21 protein-coding genes and 1 pseudogene are annotated in these 18,233 nt (G+C 63.8%); 12 read left to right on the plus strand and 10 right to left on the minus strand.

Translation table 11 applies throughout. The annotated features are described in order from the left end of the window. Positions 1-3: 3 nt before the first annotated feature. Positions 4-912 carry a DUF2189 domain-containing protein gene (locus tag A7X65_RS05905; RefSeq protein WP_063683347.1) on the minus strand — a complete coding sequence of 303 codons (909 nt, stop codon included), beginning with the start codon at positions 910-912 and terminating at the stop codon, positions 4-6. Between the two features lie 334 nt (positions 913-1,246). Between A7X65_RS05905 and A7X65_RS05910 the strand changes: the two genes are divergently transcribed. Next, entirely contained in the window at positions 1,247-1,648 is a 402-nt protein-coding gene (locus tag A7X65_RS05910) for a DUF3597 domain-containing protein (protein WP_063683348.1), read from the plus strand. A 50-nt stretch (positions 1,649-1,698) separates the two neighbouring features. On the opposite strand, the gene A7X65_RS05915 is transcribed toward A7X65_RS05910, so the two are convergent. Beyond that, the gene (locus A7X65_RS05915) at positions 1,699-1,974 is read right to left on the minus strand and encodes a GNAT family N-acetyltransferase (RefSeq protein WP_063683349.1); all 276 of its coding nucleotides are present in this window, start codon (positions 1,972-1,974) and stop codon (positions 1,699-1,701) included. A 103-nt stretch (positions 1,975-2,077) separates the two neighbouring features. Between A7X65_RS05915 and A7X65_RS05920 the strand changes: the two genes are divergently transcribed. Together A7X65_RS05920 and A7X65_RS05925 are read left to right on the plus strand one after the other, a co-directional pair. After that, complete coding sequence (locus A7X65_RS05920) at positions 2,078-3,013, plus strand: tetratricopeptide repeat protein (RefSeq protein WP_063683350.1); 936 nt, start codon at positions 2,078-2,080, stop codon at positions 3,011-3,013. Between the two features lie 198 nt (positions 3,014-3,211). Then, positions 3,212-3,610: an SPW repeat domain-containing protein gene (locus A7X65_RS05925; RefSeq protein WP_063683351.1), complete on the plus strand. Its 399-nt coding sequence runs from the start codon at positions 3,212-3,214 to the stop codon at positions 3,608-3,610. Between the two features lie 47 nt (positions 3,611-3,657). Here the strand turns inward: A7X65_RS05925 and A7X65_RS05930 are convergent, their stop codons facing one another. The 3 genes from A7X65_RS05930 to A7X65_RS05940 all read right to left on the minus strand — a co-directional run bounded on the left by A7X65_RS05930 (position 3,658) and on the right by A7X65_RS05940 (position 4,909). After that, complete coding sequence (locus tag A7X65_RS05930) at positions 3,658-3,933, minus strand: GNAT family N-acetyltransferase (RefSeq protein WP_063683352.1); 276 nt, start codon at positions 3,931-3,933, stop codon at positions 3,658-3,660. An 11-nt stretch (positions 3,934-3,944) separates the two neighbouring features. Then, positions 3,945-4,460: a DUF3828 domain-containing protein gene (locus A7X65_RS05935; protein ID WP_063683353.1), complete on the minus strand. Its 516-nt coding sequence runs from the start codon at positions 4,458-4,460 to the stop codon at positions 3,945-3,947. An 83-nt stretch (positions 4,461-4,543) separates the two neighbouring features. Further along, positions 4,544-4,909, minus strand: coding sequence for a hypothetical protein (locus A7X65_RS05940; protein WP_063683354.1), 366 nt, complete (start codon positions 4,907-4,909; stop codon positions 4,544-4,546). Positions 4,910-5,003: 94 nt separating this feature from the next. Here A7X65_RS05940 and A7X65_RS05945 point away from each other — a divergent pair, with 94 nt between their 5' ends. From A7X65_RS05945 to A7X65_RS05955, 3 genes are all read left to right on the plus strand, one after another. Next, positions 5,004-5,501, plus strand: a complete 498-nt coding sequence (locus tag A7X65_RS05945) for a hypothetical protein (protein ID WP_063683355.1) — start codon at positions 5,004-5,006, stop codon at positions 5,499-5,501. A 105-nt stretch (positions 5,502-5,606) separates the two neighbouring features. Next, positions 5,607-7,214, plus strand: a complete 1,608-nt coding sequence (locus A7X65_RS05950) for an acyl-CoA synthetase (protein WP_063683356.1) — start codon at positions 5,607-5,609, stop codon at positions 7,212-7,214. Between the two features lie 9 nt (positions 7,215-7,223). After that, on the plus strand, positions 7,224-8,084 hold the full coding sequence (locus A7X65_RS05955) for a PCC domain-containing protein (RefSeq protein ID WP_063683357.1): 861 nt from the start codon (positions 7,224-7,226) through the stop codon (positions 8,082-8,084). A gap of 13 nt (positions 8,085-8,097) precedes the next feature. On the opposite strand, the gene A7X65_RS05960 is transcribed toward A7X65_RS05955, so the two are convergent. Beyond that, positions 8,098-10,167, minus strand: coding sequence for a DUF1217 domain-containing protein (locus tag A7X65_RS05960; RefSeq protein ID WP_063683358.1), 2,070 nt, complete (start codon positions 10,165-10,167; stop codon positions 8,098-8,100). Positions 10,168-11,374: 1,207 nt separating this feature from the next. On the opposite strand from A7X65_RS05960, the gene A7X65_RS05965 reads away from it, so the two are divergent. From A7X65_RS05965 to A7X65_RS05975, 3 genes are all read left to right on the plus strand, one after another. Continuing rightward, positions 11,375-11,929 (plus strand): SRPBCC family protein, encoded by a 555-nt coding sequence (locus tag A7X65_RS05965; RefSeq protein WP_063683359.1) that lies wholly within the window; start codon positions 11,375-11,377, stop codon positions 11,927-11,929. A gap of 2 nt (positions 11,930-11,931) precedes the next feature. Beyond that, the gene (locus tag A7X65_RS05970; RefSeq protein ID WP_063683360.1) at positions 11,932-12,879 is read left to right on the plus strand and encodes a YVTN family beta-propeller repeat protein; all 948 of its coding nucleotides are present in this window, start codon (positions 11,932-11,934) and stop codon (positions 12,877-12,879) included. 270 nt (positions 12,880-13,149) lie between these two features. Beyond that, entirely contained in the window at positions 13,150-13,365 is a 216-nt protein-coding gene (locus tag A7X65_RS05975) for a hypothetical protein (protein WP_245323287.1), read from the plus strand. A gap of 79 nt (positions 13,366-13,444) precedes the next feature. Here the strand turns inward: A7X65_RS05975 and A7X65_RS05980 are convergent, their stop codons facing one another. Then, complete coding sequence (locus A7X65_RS05980) at positions 13,445-14,371, minus strand: nucleoside hydrolase (protein ID WP_063684819.1); 927 nt, start codon at positions 14,369-14,371, stop codon at positions 13,445-13,447. A 155-nt stretch (positions 14,372-14,526) separates the two neighbouring features. Then, the gene (locus A7X65_RS05985; RefSeq protein WP_063683361.1) at positions 14,527-15,156 is read right to left on the minus strand and encodes an HAD-IA family hydrolase; all 630 of its coding nucleotides are present in this window, start codon (positions 15,154-15,156) and stop codon (positions 14,527-14,529) included. Between the two features lie 60 nt (positions 15,157-15,216). On the opposite strand from A7X65_RS05985, the gene A7X65_RS05990 reads away from it, so the two are divergent. Then, positions 15,217-15,753 carry an RNA 2'-phosphotransferase gene (locus A7X65_RS05990; RefSeq protein ID WP_063683362.1) on the plus strand — a complete coding sequence of 179 codons (537 nt, stop codon included), beginning with the start codon at positions 15,217-15,219 and terminating at the stop codon, positions 15,751-15,753. Between the two features lie 50 nt (positions 15,754-15,803). Here the strand turns inward: A7X65_RS05990 and A7X65_RS05995 are convergent, their stop codons facing one another. Both A7X65_RS05995 and A7X65_RS41500 read right to left on the minus strand, forming a co-directional pair. After that, on the minus strand, positions 15,804-16,367 hold the full coding sequence (locus A7X65_RS05995) for a DinB family protein (protein ID WP_063683363.1): 564 nt from the start codon (positions 16,365-16,367) through the stop codon (positions 15,804-15,806). Positions 16,368-16,459: 92 nt separating this feature from the next. Further along, positions 16,460-16,639, minus strand: a pseudogene (locus tag A7X65_RS41500) (HAD hydrolase-like protein); the annotation flags it as partial. Between the two features lie 99 nt (positions 16,640-16,738). Between A7X65_RS41500 and A7X65_RS41505 the strand changes: the two are divergent. Together A7X65_RS41505 and A7X65_RS06000 are read left to right on the plus strand one after the other, a co-directional pair. Further along, the gene (locus A7X65_RS41505; RefSeq protein WP_156527656.1) at positions 16,739-17,698 is read left to right on the plus strand and encodes a hypothetical protein; all 960 of its coding nucleotides are present in this window, start codon (positions 16,739-16,741) and stop codon (positions 17,696-17,698) included. A gap of 3 nt (positions 17,699-17,701) precedes the next feature. Next, positions 17,702-18,232, plus strand: coding sequence for a restriction endonuclease (locus A7X65_RS06000; RefSeq protein ID WP_063683364.1), 531 nt, complete (start codon positions 17,702-17,704; stop codon positions 18,230-18,232). The last annotated feature ends 1 nt before the right edge of the window (position 18,233 follow it).

An 18,233-nucleotide genomic window follows, 5' to 3' on the forward strand; every position in this document is an offset into this window, starting at 1 on the left:
TCGTTAGGCGCCTGTCCTGTTACGCCAGGGGAACAGATTGGCCGGGAAGTCGGCGGCCGGCTTGCGCGGACGATGCGGCGGGGGCGGGACGGGCCGCGCGCCGGGATCGGACGCGATCACCTTGCGGTAGAGATGCCAGGTGGCGTGGCCGAGCAGGGGGATGACGACGGCGAGGCCGAGGAACGCCGGGATCGTGCCGAGCGCGAGCAGCACCGCCACGATCACACCCCACGCCGCCATCGGCACCGGGTTCTTCGCGACGACGCGCAGCGAGGTGACCATCGCCTCGAACGCGCCGGCATGGCGGTCGAGCATCAGGGGGAACGACACCGCGCTGATGCAGAGCGCGGCGAGCGCGAACAGGAAGCCTGCACCGCAGCCGACCATGATCAGCCACCAGCCTTGCCGGGTCGTCAGCACGCGCGTGAGGAAGTCCGAGATCCCGGTGACGCCCTCATAGCCGAAGGCCGCGACATAGATCGCCTGCGCGGTCGCGACCCAGGTCACGAACAGCGCGAGCAGCAGCGTGCCGAGGCCGAGCATCGCGCCGAACGACGGCGAGCGCAGCACCTCCATGGCATCCCAGGCGCTGGCCTCCTCATAGCGTTCGCGCCGGCTGGAAAGCTCATAGAGGCCGAGCGCTGCGAACGGGCCGATCAGGGCGAAGCCCGCGGCCAGCGGAAACAGCAGCGGCAATACCGAATAGCCCATCGCCACGCGGGCGATCACGAGGCCCAGTACCGGATAGATCACGCACAGGATGATGGCGTGGCTCGGAACCGCCTTGAAATCCTCCCAGCCGCGCCGGAGCGCCTCGTGCAGGTCGGACAGTTGGATGGTTCGAATGACAGGTCCAGCCGCATCCGCGGGCTGGGCCATGGTGGGGACATTGCCCTGGTAGAGTGTGGCCATGGTCGCTAGCTCCCTTGCCGGGCAGCCGCACGCGACGCCGGCAAACGGCGCAAGCGGCCGCTCTTCTCTGAGTTTCGCGATTCCAACCAGACGCGAATTCCGGAGGGGATCGCGAGTTGAGCGTGGAGGCTACTCCCAATTCCGAGTCCTGTCCCTCACGCTTGGGTGAAATTCGATGCCGCAGTGCAACTTCGACGAATGTCATTCGGTCGTCATTTCGCCGCAGATAAGCTCATGCTGCTTGCCGGTTCGCAGAACGCGAGCGCAACGCAGTAACTTCGTCTATAAGTGGCCACTCCAGGCCCTTCCAACGGATCCTTTTCGGGGAGCAGACATGAGCATTTTCGGAAAAATCATGAGCGCGATCTTCGGCGGCCAGCCGGCTTCCGCCGCGCCCGCCGGTGGCGCAGCTCCGGGTAGTGCCCCCGCAGGGACCGCGCCGGGCGCATCGGCGCCGGCAGGTGCGCCCATGGCAGCCGTCGACGTCGCTGCCATCGTCGACAAGGCGGTCGCCGCGCACAAGGGCGAGAAGCTGGAATGGCGCACCTCGATCGTCGATCTCATGAAGGCGCTCGACATCGATTCCAGTCTTGCGGCGCGCAAGGACCTCGCCAAGGAGCTCGGCTATACCGGCGACATGAACGACTCGGCCAGCATGAACGTCTGGCTGCACAAGCAGGTGATGTCCAAGCTCGCCGCCAATGGCGGTAAGCTGCCGCCCGAGATCAAGCACTGACCGATCCCTCGGTCGTCGAAGGGCCCGCCATTGCGCGGGCCCTTTTTGCATCAGGCGACGAGGTCGGCATCCTCCGGATGCCTGTCGAGATAATCGACGACGAAGCCGCAGCCGGCGATAACCTTCTTGCCGTCGCGGCGGATCAGCTCCAGCGCACCCTTGACCAGCTCCGAGGCGATGCCGCGGCCGCGCAGCGCGCGCGGCGTCTCGGTGTGGGTGATGATCACCGCCGACGGTGTCAGCCGGTAATTGGCGAAGGCGACCTCGCTGCCGACATCGAGCTCGAAACGGCTTTTGTCCTTGTTGTCGCGTACCGATGCCGCCATGCGAAATCCTTCCGAAGCGCTGCCTTCCCCTGATCTAGGCCGCTGAACCGGCCCTTGCCAAGATGCGACCAAGCAAGGTTGCCGCAGGGGAGATATCCGGAAAATGCGTGTCCAGCTCAGCGTCATGGCGTTGCTCGCCGCGCTTGCTTCGGCGGCTCCGGTGCCGGCGGCGGCCGAAGGCGGTCCGGCCTGGGAAGCCTGTTTCGCGGCGGCCAGCACGCCGGACGAACGGGTCAAGGCCTGCTCGACCGTCATCGACACCGGGAGCGAGACCGGACAGAGGCTTGCCGGCGCCTATTGCAGCCGCGGCCACGGGCTGACCGAGAAGCGCGAGCTCGACGCCGCGCTGTCCGATCTCGACGAGGCGGTCAAGCTCGCGCCGGACTATGCCTGCGCCTACAACAACCGCGGCCGCGTCTACGGCTTCAAGGGCGATTATGACCGCGCCATCGCCGAGTACGACCAAGCCATCAAGCTCGATCCGTCGATGGCGCTGGCCTACAGCAACCGCGGCGATGCCCGCTACAACAAGGGCGACCTCGACGGCGCGATCGCCGACTTCGACGCGGCGATCAAGCGCAATCCGAACTATGCCCGCGCCTACGCCAATCGCGGCTATGTCTATGCCCGCAAGCACGACACAGCGCATGCGCTGGCCGACTACAGCATGCGGATCAAGCTTGCGCCCGATCTGCTCGCCTATATCGATCGCGGCAACGTCTATCGCGACAGCGAGCAGCTGGATCGTGCCGCCGCCGATTATGGCGAGGCAATCCGGATTGCACCGACGGATGCGCGTGGCTGGCGCAATCGCGGCATGATCCGGCTCTTCCAGGGCAACAACAAGGGCGGCGTCGCCGACTACGACAAGGCGCTGCAATACGATCCGTCCGACGCGTTCTCGTGGAACAATCGCGGGCAGGCCCGCATGCGGCTCGGCGACAAGCAAGGTGCGATCGCCGATCTCAGGAAGGCGCTGGAATTGAATCCGGACCTTGCGACTGCGCGCGAGGCGCTGCAGAGGCTCGGGGCGCTTTAGCTGCGGTGCGATATGGGGTGACGACCAGCGAGGATCGCGGCTACCAGCGAAATAATCCTCTCGCTTGCTCTTGCGTGGCCGTCCGCGGTTCCCACGTCCTTTGCAGGACATACGTCCGAATGCGGCCGGCAGGGTCGCCATACATTCGGAAGTCGTGATCGCCAGCCGCCGACGTGTGCTCTGTCATAGGAGGGTACGATGTCGGACTTTGGGTTTTTGAATACTCATCGCACGTGGGAAGACTGGGCCGGAATGCTGGTGGGCGCCCTGATCGTCGTCTCGCCATGGTTTCCCATCCAGGACCATCCCGCGATCGCCGGAGACTCGATGGTCATCCTGAATGCGGTCGCGGTCGGCCTGATCGTGTTTGGCATCAGTCAGCTCGAATATGTGGCGCTGCAGCGCTGGCAGGAGGTGGCGACGATCCTGATCGGATTGTGGCTCATCGCCTCGCCCTATACGCTCGGCTATTCCGCTGAAGGCTTCCTGCGCATCTATCATACGAGCCTCGGCGCGGTGGTGGTGCTCCTCGGCGTGCTGCTGCTGTGGCAGGACTGGGACCTGAACGATCAGGATATGCTCAAGCACGGGCAGTAAATCGCAGATGTCCGCGGGTTCGCCCGGCTATGGGCGGACCCGTGCGCTCATGGCTTCACGAGGTCCTGATAGTCCGGGTGCTTGTCGATCCAGGCCTTCACGAACGGGCATTGCGGGATCAGCTTCAGGCCGGCCGCGCGCACCTGGTCGAGCGCGCCTTGCACCAGCTTCGATCCGACGCCCTTGCCGCCGAGCTCTTTCGGCACATCCGTATGCTCGAACGTGATGACATTGCCGTCGAGCTTGTAATGCTCGGTCGCCAGATGGCCCTCCACCTCGAGCTCGAAGCGGTGATGGGCCTTGTTGTCGATGACGTCGCTCATGTGGTCTCCAGTCAGCTCTTGAGCGAGTCCGTCAGCATCTTGCGGATCGACCAGGCTTCGCCGTCGGAGGAGCCTCTGATGTCGCCGATCCGCCAGCTGCCGGCCTCGCGTACGAAGTCGTAACGCACGATCAGGTCGGCGGGTTTCCGGTCGTTGCGGTGGCCGGTGATGGTGACGGCAACGATCGCCTTGTCCGCCTCCATCTTCTCGGCGTCAACCTTGAACGACTTCACGTCCGGCTCCTGCGAATTGGTCACCGGATCGAAATCGACCGGACCGACGTCGCCCTTCGGCGTATGCGCATCAGCCTTGGCCCAGAGCGCGACCAGCGCCTTGGAGAGATATTTCGTCTTGGCCGCCTTGTTCTCGATGATGAACGCGCCGCCGCCATCGCCCTTGCCCTTGGCGGCGCGGGTGTAGATCGCGGTCAGGATGGCGACGGGATCGGCGGGGGCAGCGGTCTCGGCCAACGCCGACGAGATGCCGGCGAGCAGGGCGATGGCGACGAAGCAGCGGCGGGTGAGCATGAGATGTCCCTGAGATGATGGCGCATGGCGGCGGGCCGGGAGCCGGCGCGCATCTCTGTAGACCAGCGTGAAGGCGGTTCGGTTCAATCGCTCGCTTTGGCGAGTCTGGAATCTTCCGCCTGCGGCTGCGTAGGAAGGCAGCCCTGGCAGATGACGAGGGAGCGGTTGACCCTCGCGTCCTGCTCGGCCTCGATGCCGTCCTGGGCCTGCCACCATTCCCTGGAATAGGGCTGAAGTCCGGCTTGTGACTTGCCCCGCTCGGCGCCGGCACGCGTGGCTCGCGATGCCCCCGCGGCAGCACGCGGCTGATTGGGATTTTCGCCGGCGCCATCCCAGGCGTAGCGCGCAGGCGTGAAGGCGGGGTCGGAGGCGAGGTGGGCTTGCGGACCCATGGCGGCACACCCGGCGAGCGCCAGCGACAACAGGAGGAGGGCGGGCGCTTTGACCATGATGCGGCACTCTGTACGCGAGAACTTGTGAACGTTGCGCTGATCATGTTTAAAATTCCCTGAACGATTGCAGGCTCGCGCACGACCAACGCGAATGAGATATTGGCTGCTCCTGTTGACGATCCTTGCCACGGCTGCACGCGCCGACGACGCAAGGCCCTTCAATCCCGCTGACTATCCACCCGGCGTGCAGAAGGCTCTGCACTACGCCAATGAGGAGTGCGAGAGCCAGGATGGCGGCGCGGTCACGTTCGCACCGGACACTGTGCGCAAGCTCGACCTGACCGGCGATGGCCGTGACGACTACATCGTCGATTTCCGCGACACCAAATGCGGGGACCGCGAGACCACCTATTGCGGAACCGGCGGCTGCGTCATGACCATCCTGGTGACGCTGCCGGACGGCAGCATACGCCCCGTGTTCGACGGCTATGTCCGCAGCTACAGGATCGTGGCGCCGCCGGTGAAGCGCGGGGCTGCGCGCACCATCCGCTTCGACCTGCACGGGAGCTATTGCGGCGGCTTCGGCGCGCAGGCCTGCGTCAAGGAAAAGGCGATCACGGCGACGCCGTTCGCGTTCAAGCAGCCGTAGGGCAGGTGTGCGGCGCGCGGCCTTGCAGGGGCGCTCGCGATGGCGATAAATGGGCCGAAATGAGCGGACGGCCTGCGCGCCGTCCGCGCTCCCAAAGGAAGCCCGATGCAGCCCCTGCGCATGTCCCGCCGCGTCATGAATCTCGCTCACATGCTGACCCAGAATGCGCGGCGGCACGGGGCGCGTCCCGGCTTCGTCTGGGGTGACCGATCCTGGACCTGGCGCGAGGTCGATGCGCAGGTCTCGGCGCTGGCGGCGGCGCTCGCCGCGCGCGGCATCGCCAAAGGCGACCGTATCCTCGTCCATTCCAAGAACGGCGACGAGATGTTTGTCTCGATGTTCGCCGCGTTCCGCCTCGGTGCGGTCTGGGTGCCGACCAATTTTCGCCTGATGCCAGACGAAGTCAGTTATCTCGCGGAAGCCTCCGGCGCGAAGGCGTTTCTGTGCCATGTCGATTTCCCCGAGCATGCCGCGGTCGTGAAGGGCGGCGCGCTCGCGTTCACCTGGAGCATCGACGGCAAGGCCGCGTTCGCCGAGAATTCGGTTGCGGAGGCCATCGCCGCGCAGGCAGGTCGCGTGGTCGAGAACGTCGCGGTCGAGCACGACGATCCCTGCTGGTTCTTCTTCACCTCCGGCACCACGGGCCGCTCCAAGGCCGCGGTGCTGACCCACGGCCAGATGGGTTTTGTCGTCACCAATCATCTCGCCGATCTCACGCCCGGCGTGACGGAGGCCGATGCCTCGCTGGTGGTGGCGCCGCTCTCGCATGGCGCCGGCGTGCATCAGCTGGTGCAGACCGCGCGTGGCGTCTGCACCGTGCTGCTGCCGACCGAGAAATTCGACATCGACGAGGCGTTCCGCCTGATCGAGAGGCATCGGGTCGGTAATCTCTTCACGGTGCCGACCATCCTCAAGATGATGGTCGAGCATCCCGCCGTCGACAAATACGATCATTCCTCGCTGCGTCAGGTGATCTATGCCGGCGCGCCGATGTATCGCGAGGATCAGAAGACCGCGCTGAGGAAGCTCGGCAAGGTCATCGTGCAGTATTTCGGGCTTGGCGAGGTCACCGGCAACATCACCGTGCTGCCGGCGGCGCTGCACGATCCCGAGGACGGCCCTTACGCCAAGGTCGGCACCTGCGGCTTCGAGCGCACCGGCATGCAGGTCTCGATCCAGGATGACGAGGGCCACGAGCTCAACGCGAACCAGAGCGGCGAGATCTGCGTGATCGGGCCCGCGGTGCTCGCCGGCTACTACGACAATCCTGAAGCCAATGCGAAGGCATTCCGCAACGGCTGGTTCCGCACCGGCGATCTCGGCCACATGGACGAGGAGGGGTTCCTCTACATCACCGGGCGGGCCTCCGACATGTACATCTCCGGCGGCTCCAACATCTATCCGCGCGAGATCGAGGAGAAGATCCTGACGCATCCCGCGGTGGGCGAAGTGGCCGTGCTCGGCGTGCCCGACGCGACCTGGGGCGAGGTCGGCGTCGCCGTCTGCGTTCCCCGCGAAGGCGCCAAGGCCGTGAGCGAGGCCGAGATGGCGGCGTTCCTCTCGCCGAAGGTGCCGCGCTACAAGATGCCGAAGCGCTTCTTCTTCTGGGAGGCGCTGCCGAAATCCGGCTATGGCAAGGTGCCGAAGCGCATGGTGCGCGACGAGCTCGAGGCGCGCGGGCTGCTCGACCTCGACAAGACGAAAGCGGGCTGAGCGGACGCGATGCGGAGTATCAAGCAGCCGGGCGCGCCCGTCGCAGAGCGCATCCAATCGGTCGAGGCGAGGGGACGCGCCTTCTCCTTCACGCTTCAGGCAGGTGTGCCGCTGCTGGAGGCCGCGCGACGCGGCTTCGCGGCGGAGGGCTTTGCCGGCGGCGTGCTGAATTTCGAACGCGGTGCGCTCGGCCCGTTCGGCTATGTCATGCCGGCGCTGTCCAAAACCGGTGAGAATGCCGCGTTCTACAGCGACACCTACCGGCCGGGGGGCATCACACGCACCTCGCTCGGCAGCATGACGCTCGGCACGCGCGACGGTGCGCCGTTCTTTCACTGTCATGGGCTGTGGACCGAGGCCGACGGCAAGGCGAGCGGTGGCCACATGCTGCCGGACGAGACCATCGTGGCCGAACCGTTCGAGGTCGAGGCTTTCGGTCTCGACGGAGCGATGTTCACCGCCGAGCCCGATGTCGAGACCAATTTCAAGCTGTTCGGCCCGGTGGCCGCCGCAAGCAGCGGCGCGCGCACGACGAGCCGCGCCTTCGCGCTGCGGCTGCGCCCCAACCAGGACTTTGCAGGCTGCCTCGAAGACTTTTGCCGCGCGCGCGGCATCTCGCGCGCCAGGATTCACGGCGGCGTCGGCTCGACCATCGGCGCGCGTTTCACCCATGGCGGCGTGACCGAGCCGTTCGCGACGGAGCTCGCGATAACGTCCGGCGCGATCGCGCCGGGCGCTGCGGGCACGCTCGAAGCCACGCTCGACGTTGCCCTGATCGACTACACAGGCGGCATCGCGCAGGGCCGACTGATCCGCGGCGACAATCCCGTGCTGATGACCATGGAGCTGGTGCTCGAGGTGTTGGGCTAGGCTCGGCGCGTGATCATCGCGGGCTGGAACGCAGCTTGGCAATCGCCAGGTACGTGGAGTCGCTCAAGCCCGAGCCCGATCCCTGAAAGAGGTTGAGCAGGGGAGATTGTGCCTGACCGACGCTGTCGCTGTTCCGGATGTCGTACATGGCGGAGAACCGCCCGAGCAGCTTCTCGACCTTCGCGGGGTCGGACAGATCCTTGATCTTCATGAACTTGTCCACGAACTTGGCCTGCTGATCGATCGGCATGGCGGCCATTGAGTCAGGCAGATTGAAGGTGGTTCTGAACACCTCCGAAAGCGCCTTGTCGGCAAGGATGTCGTATGCGGACGTGATCTCTCCCGCCTTGCGTTGGAAGTAGAGCGCGAGGCGGATGCCGGGATTCGCATCCCCTTGCTGCTGCTCCAGGCTTTGCTGCAGATAGTTCGCTTGTGTTTCCCGAAGTTGAGTCTGCTTCTGCGGTCCCATCATCGGGAGGCGCGCGACGTTGCCCTTGCTGTCGAAATTGAACGACGACGCGATTTCGGCAAAGCGCGGATCGGTCTCAGTGTTCGCGAAGCTCTTGGGATTGTTCAGGTCGGAGGCGAAGATCTTCTTCAGATATTCGGTGCTGACCTTCTTGGGGTCCAGACCCTTGGCGATGAGAACGAAATTGATCAAATTCCGGTTCGCAAGCAGCTCGGAAACGCTGTCGACGCCGCCGATGGCTTCCTGATAGGCCGTCGCGTCCTTCTGGGCCTGTTCCCGAACGGCTTTCTGCTCGCTGGTGCTTGCCCCTCTCACCACCGCAATGACGTAGTCTTTCGCAATATCGAGGACTTTTGCCGGGTCCTGGGCCACGAGCGGCGTCGTCAGATTGCCCTTTGCGTCGAAGTTGAAGGCGCGCGCGAGCTCGACGTAGCGATTGTCCTTGAGCTTGTAGACAAAGCTCTTGGGATCGGTGAGATCGCTCTCGAGCACAGCCTTGATGGTGTCCTTCGAGACCTTTGCCGGATCGAGGCCGACGGAGCCCAGCGCAAAATTGTACACGGTCGGCGTCGATACGAACGCCTGGAGGGAATTCACCTTGACGACGGCCGTTCTGAATTGCGTGATCGCCAGGGCTTCGCTCAGCGGGCTCGCCGCCGCATAGACCTCGGACTTGCTGTCGTCGAACCACTGCTTCGTGAGCGTGATATTTGCGGCAGTCTGGGCCGACTGGCCCGGCGGAAGCGACCCGTCAGGCAGAAACTCGAACGCGCCGGCGAGGTCGACGAGGTTGCCGATCCCCGCGATCTGGTCGGTGAGGCTGGATACGCTCTTGGTGTATGTTTCCAGGTGATATTTTTCGACCAGGATCTGGACGTTCAACTGATTCACGTCGGCGCCGGGTTGCGAAAGCTGGGCCGTGTAGTCGGCGATCTTGGTATTGGTGGCGGTCACGTCCGACTTGGCTTGCGTGAGCTGGGCGTTGAGGCCGCTCAACTGAGACGTGAAGGTGGTGCTGACATAGCTGTTCGGGTCGGATGGATCGCTGCGCAGGACCTGGCTTATGGTGTCGCGCGTCCACTTGCTCTCGTCGATCCCGAATGCCGAATAGACGTAGTTGCGAAGACGATCGTCGTTCAGGATATCGTCGGCACTGGTGATGCTGCCGATCTTCGAGCTGTAGTAGTTGGATGCATCGGTCAGCGCATCGACCTGCTTCTTCATCGTCGCCGTGTACAGGCCGATCATCTCGTCGGTCTGGTCCTCCGATTGCGCAACCGGCTTTTCAGTGCCGTTGAAGGAGAATGCCGCGGCAAACTCCCGGTAACGCTTGTCGACCAGCTTGTTGACGAAGCTCGTGCCGTCGGAGAGGTCGCTCTCCAGCACCTTTTTCATGAAGGCCTTGGCGTAGGCCATGTCTTCGAGGCCGTATGCCTTCATCGCATAGTGATAAAGGCGGTAGTCCTTCATGAAATCATCGACGGTCTTCACCTTGCCGATGTTGGCTTTGTAATAAGCAGCCTCTTTCGCGATGTCGGCTTGCTGCTCGACCCGCGTCAGGGACTGCTTGAGGTGGTGCGAGATGTAATTGTAGCTGAAATAGGTCGATACCATCGCGCACTCCTCGCGGCTTCTGACGATCCCGGACGTCCCTCAATCATTGCGGGGTCGCGAGGTTGGGAAGCTGGCCTCATGCCAGCCGACGGTCGGACGGCCGCGTCCTGGGCTGCAATCTCAGATCCGGGAGCGCATGAGAGACACGTAGACCGAGTTTGTTGCTGTTTGTTTCCCAATATTTCTCAAATGCAGCTTTCGTGGGGGTTGCGTTCCCGATATGTTCTGGCTGGGACTCCGCTGGAATCTGTCCATCGTCCTTGCGAGCGCAACGACGGCGTGTGGGGCAGCGGCACTCCTCTCACTCGTGTCCCGGACGCGACGCAGCGCGTAGCGGTGCGGCGCAGAGCCGGGACCCCAGGAAGCGCCAGGGAACGCTGCTGCATGGGCCCAGGCTCTGCAGCGCACCGTCGAAGTGACGCTGCGCTGCGTCCGGGGCACGAGTGTCAAATCCATCCCGCATTTCTTATCCAGATCGCGCCCACGGTTTCGCATTCTCGCGGCCCATTCCGCCCGAGCTGTGCGTTGGCTGTGGCCCCCGAAAGTGCCGAGGGCGCAGGGAAGGCCGGGTGCCGGCTGGCACCCGCGGTCCACTGTGCGAAAATCGCGCTACGAGAAAGCGTGCACAGCGGCATACAGGTGAAGCCCAACATCCGGCCTTCCCTGCGCAGTGGGTTGACGGCTTATGTCGTGATCTCCCCGGGGAGCGATGCACTATTGCCCCCGTCGCCCCGCGGATGGCTGATGTTGCGGGCCCGGTTGGGCCGCAGCATCACCGCAGGACTTGGCGCACAGACCCCGGGCGCCAGGACCACACGATTTTGCCGTACGCAGGCTGCACCGGTCGTGTGCGCGCATGCCGTCGCTCACGGAGTGATCCGCCCTGCAACCGCCTTCGCGCCGACGCCGCCTGCGTCCACCACGTCCCCTCCCGCGTGTCGTGACGATCGCGATACGCCCCTCGGACCGGGCTGGGATGGCTGCAACATGCGATAATTCCGAATTCGCGTAAAGCGAATTGTTTTGACTTGGGCGCATTGACCGCGACCTTGGTGTTTTGCCCGGTGGGCAACCCAAGCAATGGTGTCGGGACCGGAATGCGCCCGCCACAGCCGCGCCACGAACCGGTCTCCCCATGGTCGAAAAATGCGCTACGATGCCCCCAGCGCGCCTCAAGTCGCGCAAGCTTCAAGGATGAGGAAACGAGATGAGGATAACGATCGGAACGGCGACCGCCGGGGTGGCGGCGCTGGCGGTGGCGGGGATGGCCTTGACGGCCGCCTGGGCCCATGGGCCGACCCGGCAGAAGGTACGGGAATCCATCGAGATCAACGCGGCTCCGGCCAAGGTGTGGGCGGCGATCGGCAATTTCCAGGACATGAGCTGGCTCCCGCCGGTCACCAAGACCGAAGGCGAGAAGGGCAACGAGATCGGCGCGACGCGCAAGCTGACGCTGACGGGCGGCGCCACCGTGGACGAGGAGCTCTACAAGTTCGACGCCGCCGCCATGACCTATTCCTACCGGATCACCAATGTCGACGTGAAGGTGCTGCCGGTCACCAATTATTCCTCGACGCTGACCGTGACGCCGAGCGCCGACGGCAAGGGCTCGACGCTGGAATGGGCCGGTGCGTTCTACCGCGGCTTTCCCAACAACGATCCGCCGCCGGAGCTGAACGACGAGGCCGCGATCAAGGCGGTGAAGGGGCTCTATCAGACCGGCCTCGGCGCGCTGAAGAAGAAGATCGAGAGCGGAAGCTGACCGTGCGGATCCTGGTCCTGGCGGCGCTTGCCGCCAGTCTTGCTTGTCCGGGCGGCGCCTCCGCCGAGGAAGCGTTCGTCACCAATCAGCTCAGCGACGATTTGATGGTCGTGGACCTCGCGACATCGCGCAGCGTTGCGACCATCCCGATCGGCGGCAAGCCGGCCGGGGTCGCCGTCAGCCCGGACGGACGCTTTGCCTATGTGACGAGCCCCGACGCCAAGGCGGTGACCGTGGTGGACGCTGCCACGCGGCAGGTCGCGGGCAGCATCGAGGTCGGCGGCGGGCCGCTCGGCATTGCGGTGTCACCCGACGGCAAGACGGTCTATGTCGCCGACTGGTATGCGGCGGCGGTGCGGGTGATCGACGCGGCCTCGCGCAGCGTCACGGCCAGCATCGCGGTCGGCGCCTCGCCGTCGGGCCTTGCGGTGACCCCTGACGGCAAGCTGCTGCTCTCGGCGGACCGCGACGACGACAGCGTCTCGGTCGTGGACACCACGACGCGCCAGCGCAAGGCGAGCATCAAGGTGGGTACCCGCCCGTTCGGCGTCACCATCGATGCCGACGGCAGGCGCGCCTACACCGCCAATGTCGGCTCCGACGACGTCTCGGTGATCGACCTCGCGGAAGGCCGCGAGATCGGCCGCGTGCCGGTCGGCATACGCCCCTATGCGGTGGCGCTGGCGCAAGGCCGCGGCTTCGTCACGGACCAGTATGGCGGCACCGTCAGCGTGTTTGACGTCGCCAGCCTCAAGCCGGTTAAGCGCATCAATGTCGGCGACTATCCCGAAGGCATCAATGCGACTGCCGACGGCAAGCGCATCATCGTCGCCTGCTGGGAGAGCAACACGCTCCATATCATCGATGTGGCCGAGCTGAAGGTGATCGGCGAGGTCAAGACCGGCGACGGCCCGCGCGCGTTCGGCGCGTTCCTGCGGAGGACGGAGTAGGGGGCGGTTGCGTAGGGTGGGTTAGCCGAAGGCGTAACCCACCACCTCTTTCACCGCGGAAACGAAAGAGGTGGGTTACGCCAGCGGACTCTGCTTCGCGGAGCCGCAGGACTAACCCACCCTACGGCACTCATCCGGGCTACCGGACGGCATGCCGTGGGCCCGGCATCGAACCGGATGTTGCTCTCCGCCGACAGATGCTATCCAGGATTGTTGTCATGCGCCGACTCGCGAGCGGCGGACGTGGAGACGTGTCTGATGGAAAAGTGGATGGTCGAACTGGCGCTGTCGTGGCTGCCGTTTGTGGCGCTGATCGGATTCTGGTTCTGGTTTTCGCGACGGAACGGGATGCAGGCGCGCGGCAAATCGGGCGCGTCCCTGATCGAACTTTACGAACAGCAGCTGATCGAAACCCGCCGCATGAACACGTTTCTGGAGCGCATCGCGGTTACGATGGAGAAGCACGAGCCGCCGCGTAGTTCGTAGCCCGCATGAGCGTAGCGACATGCGGGACCGCGCCATCCTCATTCCCTGACGCTCCCGGATGTCGCTGCGCTCATCAGGGCTACGGCACTTTCGCCGCGGCGAAATCCCGCAATTTCACGAAGAAATCCTTCAGGATCGCGTTGCGGTCCACATAGGTCACGTAGCGGATCGGATGCCGCCGGCGATCGACGCTCCAGGTCATCTGATCGGTGAGCACCGGGGCCGGGATGACCACGCTCGGCGCCCACAGGGGATTCAGCAGCCAGCCGACCGGCGCCATGTCCCAGATTTCCTTGGCCCAGCCCATGTGATCGGATGAATACTCCTTGAAGCGCATGGCGAGAAACGCGCCGATGCTGCCGTGGGGTTCGACGTATCGCTCGATCTCCGGCACAGTCGAATGGAGACGCGAGGTCACGCCCATGCACGGGACGAGGACGAGCGGCACGCCGCTGTCGAGCAGCACCTGCGCGCCACCGACGTCCTGCTTCAGATTGAACTCGACCGTGTGGGGCCATTCCAGCGCATGGCCGCCGAGCCAGACCACGACGATACGGTCGATGATATCGGGGGCCTTCAGCAGCGCAGAAGCGACGTTGCTGATCGCGCCGATGGCAACGACGTAGAGCGGATGGTCGGGCGAGCCGGCACGCGCCCGGGCGATGAGGTCATCGACGGCGGGTGCCGTCCGCGCCGTCTTGCCTGGGCCGACATAGTCGGTGACGCCGCGGTGAACCAGGCCTTCCGGCGCGACGTTGAGGCGATCCAGCAGGCGCAGGATCTCCTGATAGCTCAGCTCCATGCCGTGGCCGGGACTGTCCGCGCGCGCGTTGAAGAACGGCGCGGCATAGATCGCCTCAACCGCGAAGCGGTCCTTCGACAAGAGCATCTGCACCAGCGCGAACTGGTCATCGATCTCGTTATAGGTGTCGGTATCGAGCACGACCCGCAACCGGCCGGCCGGCGGCTCCAGCAGCTTGAGTCGGCTCGCGTCCGTGAGTGTCATCGACGTCTCCCCGAAGAGGTCGTAGGGTGGGTTAGCCTGCGGCTGCGCAAAGCGCAGTCCGCGGGCGTAACCCACCTCTTCTGTCTCCGCGGATGCGCACAGTGGTGGATTACGCCCTGCAGACGCGCTTCGCGCCTCTGCAGGGCTAATCCACCCTACGTTCCGCACAATGTCTCCGCAATGTCGCGTATGTGTCCGAACATGTGATCCGGCGCAAGCGCCCGCAGCGCTGCCGGAGCCGCATAGCCCCAGCACACCGCGCCGCAGGCGATGCCCGCCGCGCGCGCCGCCTCGATGTCGCGGACCTCGTCGCCGATCGCGATCACCTGGGCGGGGTCCACGCCGGCGCGACGGATCACCCGGCGGAATTTCGCGGCCTTGCCGAAGAGCGAGGCGGAGCAGTCGAAATGCGAAAACAGCGCCGCGGCCGGTCCAAGCTTCTCGCGCGCATTGGCTTCGCTGTCCGACGTCACCAGCGCGAGCTGTACGCCGTTCTCAGTCAGCGTCCGCAGCATCGTCTCGACGCCCGCGAACAGCGAAATCTCCGCTGCCGCCTCCGCCTTCAGCCGCCGCGCATGCCGCGCGATCGCCGGCAGCTTCCACAAGGGGACCTCAAGCCGGGTGAGGATGTCGCGGCTCGAAGCATTCCGCAGCGGCTCGATGTCCTCATCGGCGACGCGGCGAAAGCCGAAGCGGTCGGCGACGTCGTTGATGGTGCGCAGGAACCACGGAAAGCTGTCGGCGAGGGTGCCGTCGAGATCGAAGATGACGAGGGAGTAGGGCATGGAGGCGGGGTGGTCGAGCCAAGCGGCCGGATGTTACAAGAGTGAAACAGGAAGACACAGATGCCGGTCGATCAGGTCCAACTTAGCAAGTTCCTCAGCTTCGTGCTGAGACACAAGCCCGATGAGATCGGCTTGACGCTCGGTGCCGAGGGTTGGGTCAATATCGACGAACTGGTTGAAAAAGCCAATGCGGCGGGGACGACTTTTGACCGCGCCGACCTACTCGGCGTCGTCGCAAGCAGCGACAAGAAGAGATTTTCGTTGTCAGCGGACGGGCTGATGATCCGGGCCGCTCAGGGACACTCCGTAGCGGTGGAGCTCGGCTTGCCGCCGCGAGAGCCGCCTTCGATCCTGTACCACGGCACGGCGACGCGGTTCGTCGATGCGATCCTTGGCGAGGGCTTGAAGCCGCAGGCGCGCCAACAGGTGCATCTGTCCTCCGACGAGGCGACCGCGCAGCGGGTCGGGCAGCGCCACGGCAAGCCGCACATCTTCAGGGTCGATGCGGGCGGCATGCATGCGAAAGGTCTCAAGTTCTACCGTGCGGACAACGGCGTGTGGTTGACCGACCATGTGCCGCCGGAATTCCTGAACTGAGCGGGGCATGATTGTTCGGAGCGCGGTCGCGCAGTTCTTTGGGAAGCGCGCTAGGCCTTCCACACGGTCGCCTCGGTCCATCCGAGCTCGGCGAACTCGGCGGCCCTGAGCGGCGCCTCTCCCGCCGCGAAGAACTCGTCGAGCTGGGGCGGGGCGACGCTGGTTGCGGACAGCATCGCGTGCGCCTGTCCGCGATGATGGATCTGATGCTGAAACAGATGCATGAGCAGCCGGTCGCGGCGTTCGGTCTGGACGCTCGTGTCGCGGTTGATCCGGACAATGCCGTCGAGCAACTCGGGCGTAAGCGCGTCGCAGATGGCGAGCAGGCGCTTGTCCATGGCGGCCTGGGCCGGCTTCAGTCCGGCGAGGGAAGGGTATGGCACCTCGTTCGCCCAAGCCCGTGGTCCGAGCCAGCCGCCCTCCAGCGCATCGATATAGAAGTGGTCGATGACGTAGATGTGGTTCAGCGTGCGCTGCAGGCTCGGGAAGAAGCCGGTGCGGTGGGCTTCGAATTCCGACTGGCTCAGTGCGGCGCAGGCGGCGAGCAAGCGATGGTTGGCCCAGGCGTTGTTATGGGCGAAGGCGCGGTAGGTCTGCACGAGGCTGGCGGACATGTCGGTTTTCCTCCAGAGTCTACGGGTTCGTTGGGCGAGTTCACGAAGCGCGACCCGCCTGTCTCATGGGAAGAACAGTGGCGGCTTCCACAGGGTACCTCAAGCCGGGTGAGAATCTCCCGTGTTGAAGCATGCCGCAGCCCCTCGACATCCTCATCCCTCACACGGCGAAAGCCGAAGCGGTCGGCGACGTCGTTGATGGTGCGCACGAACCACGGAAATCTGTCGGCGTGCGTGCCATCGAGGTCGAAGATGGCGAGGGCGTAAGGCATGGAGAGACGTTGGCTATCCGCAGTCGGAATTCATGTCGAACAAGTTGCACTAATCATGTAGGATGTACCTAGATGGGAGCTTGCGCCAAGAGGACGTCATTGGTTCAGCGTGAAAAGATCAGTTGCTATTTGATTGCCCCTTCAACGGTGGATGTCACTGTTGCTCGGTCTACACTGCGAAGCCTGAACGTGAGCTTTGAGGATGTGGCGATGTTGCCCCCCTCTGGGGAAAGTGCGCCAGATGTATTGAGAAGGCGAGTTGAGAAGGCCGACTTCGTATGTGGCATGTTGCTTGAGAAGTATAGTGGCAGCAGAAATCGGGTAGAGAACGTCTTATTTGAACTAGGGGTCGCGGTCGGCCTCAACCGGCCGATCTTTATCATCGCTGAGCAGGCGAGTTTAATTCCGCTCGGGCTAGCCAGCTACCCCCACGTGCTTGGAGCCGCAAATAGTGAAAGTGTCTTGCGCTTCCATTTGGACGCCTTCCTGAAGCGTCTTAGCCTTCCGACGGAGCGCGCCGTTAGGCCGCCGCGATTGGCAGAACGGCCGCCATTGTTTTCGGCTCTTGATGAGTCCAAGGCACCACGCCCTCGGAAGAACCGACGAGCGGAGGTAGATAGAATCCGCGCGGGTGTAGATTTGGTCAGCCTTTCCGAGCGCGAATTGGAGAGGGCCGTTGCAAATGCGTTAGAAATCACGGGCGCAAACGTCGCGGTAGAACCTCAGATCGCCGACCATTTTCGACCTGACGTTGTAGCTTGGCTGCCTCGATCTAATACTGGCTTAGGTCCTGCATTACTCGTGGAAGTTAGGAGACGCATTCAAGGGGCCGGATACGAGCGCGCAATCGAGCAGATGGAGCGCTATATGTCTGCGGCGGGGATACGTACTGGGGTGCTGGTTTCGCCGGAGGCGTCCGACGAGATAGCGGTAAGAATAGCGACGTCAGGATATGTATTTATCGTTTCTTTGAACACTCTCTTTGACTTAGTTTCCGAAAACAATCTGGCGAGGCGCCTCATAGAAGCGCGCAACAGATTCGTTCATACGGGTGCTTAACCCGTGGCTGCGATCTCGGGTCAGCGAATTGCCACTGCGTTCACGTCGGGTGATGCCGCCGCAACTGCGCACGCGAAAGGACAGGCCTTAGAGGGGCTTCTCGGATACGTGTTCGAGAAATATCCGGGGGTCAAACTCCTAGATCGAAATGTGGTCGTCGCGAACGGGAGTGAGGAAATCGATCTGGTGTTTTGGAACGACCGCGTCGCCAACGGTCTGCCGTTCCTACCAAATATATTACTCTTTGAATGCAAGAATTGGGTGCATCCAGTTGGCAGTGATGCGGTCGTCTATTTCATTAACAAGGTTCGCTCTCGTCACCTGGAATTTGGTTTTCTAATCGCGGCAAATGGCATAACGGGAGATGCTGCCGACTTAAATGCGGCTCACCAGCAGATCCACAACGCCTTGATAGCCGATAACGTGAAGATCATCGTCATAAACCGCCAAGAACTACGTGGGATTAGCAGCACTCAACAGCTAACCGCTCTTATTCAAGCAAAGATTGCTAGAATCATTCTGCGGGGAGCATAGC

This window comes from Bradyrhizobium stylosanthis, from assembly GCF_001641335.1.
GTDB classification, from domain to species: domain Bacteria; phylum Pseudomonadota; class Alphaproteobacteria; order Rhizobiales; family Xanthobacteraceae; genus Bradyrhizobium; species Bradyrhizobium stylosanthis.

Bases quoted from the DNA above. Each gene is read 5' to 3' on its own strand.
- A7X65_RS05905 (WP_063683347.1), bottom strand. From the start codon at position 912: ATGGCCACACTCTACCAGGGCAATGTCCCCACCATGGCCCAGCCCGCG.
- A7X65_RS05910 (WP_063683348.1), top strand. From the start codon at position 1,247: ATGAGCATTTTCGGAAAAATCATGAGCGCGATCTTCGGCGGCCAGCCG.
- A7X65_RS05915 (WP_063683349.1), bottom strand. From the start codon at position 1,974: ATGGCGGCATCGGTACGCGACAACAAGGACAAAAGCCGTTTCGAGCTC.
- A7X65_RS05920 (WP_063683350.1), top strand. From the start codon at position 2,078: ATGCGTGTCCAGCTCAGCGTCATGGCGTTGCTCGCCGCGCTTGCTTCG.
- A7X65_RS05925 (WP_063683351.1), top strand. From the start codon at position 3,212: ATGTCGGACTTTGGGTTTTTGAATACTCATCGCACGTGGGAAGACTGG.
- A7X65_RS05930 (WP_063683352.1), bottom strand. From the start codon at position 3,933: ATGAGCGACGTCATCGACAACAAGGCCCATCACCGCTTCGAGCTCGAG.
- A7X65_RS05935 (WP_063683353.1), bottom strand. From the start codon at position 4,460: ATGCTCACCCGCCGCTGCTTCGTCGCCATCGCCCTGCTCGCCGGCATC.
- A7X65_RS05940 (WP_063683354.1), bottom strand. From the start codon at position 4,909: ATGGTCAAAGCGCCCGCCCTCCTCCTGTTGTCGCTGGCGCTCGCCGGG.
- A7X65_RS05945 (WP_063683355.1), top strand. From the start codon at position 5,004: ATGAGATATTGGCTGCTCCTGTTGACGATCCTTGCCACGGCTGCACGC.
- A7X65_RS05950 (WP_063683356.1), top strand. From the start codon at position 5,607: ATGCAGCCCCTGCGCATGTCCCGCCGCGTCATGAATCTCGCTCACATG.
- A7X65_RS05955 (WP_063683357.1), top strand. From the start codon at position 7,224: ATGCGGAGTATCAAGCAGCCGGGCGCGCCCGTCGCAGAGCGCATCCAA.
- A7X65_RS05960 (WP_063683358.1), bottom strand. From the start codon at position 10,167: ATGGTATCGACCTATTTCAGCTACAATTACATCTCGCACCACCTCAAG.
- A7X65_RS05965 (WP_063683359.1), top strand. From the start codon at position 11,375: ATGAGGATAACGATCGGAACGGCGACCGCCGGGGTGGCGGCGCTGGCG.
- A7X65_RS05975 (WP_245323287.1), top strand. From the start codon at position 13,150: ATGGTCGAACTGGCGCTGTCGTGGCTGCCGTTTGTGGCGCTGATCGGA.
- A7X65_RS05980 (WP_063684819.1), bottom strand. From the start codon at position 14,371: ATGACACTCACGGACGCGAGCCGACTCAAGCTGCTGGAGCCGCCGGCC.
- A7X65_RS05985 (WP_063683361.1), bottom strand. From the start codon at position 15,156: ATGCCCTACTCCCTCGTCATCTTCGATCTCGACGGCACCCTCGCCGAC.
- A7X65_RS05990 (WP_063683362.1), top strand. From the start codon at position 15,217: ATGCCGGTCGATCAGGTCCAACTTAGCAAGTTCCTCAGCTTCGTGCTG.
- A7X65_RS05995 (WP_063683363.1), bottom strand. From the start codon at position 16,367: ATGTCCGCCAGCCTCGTGCAGACCTACCGCGCCTTCGCCCATAACAAC.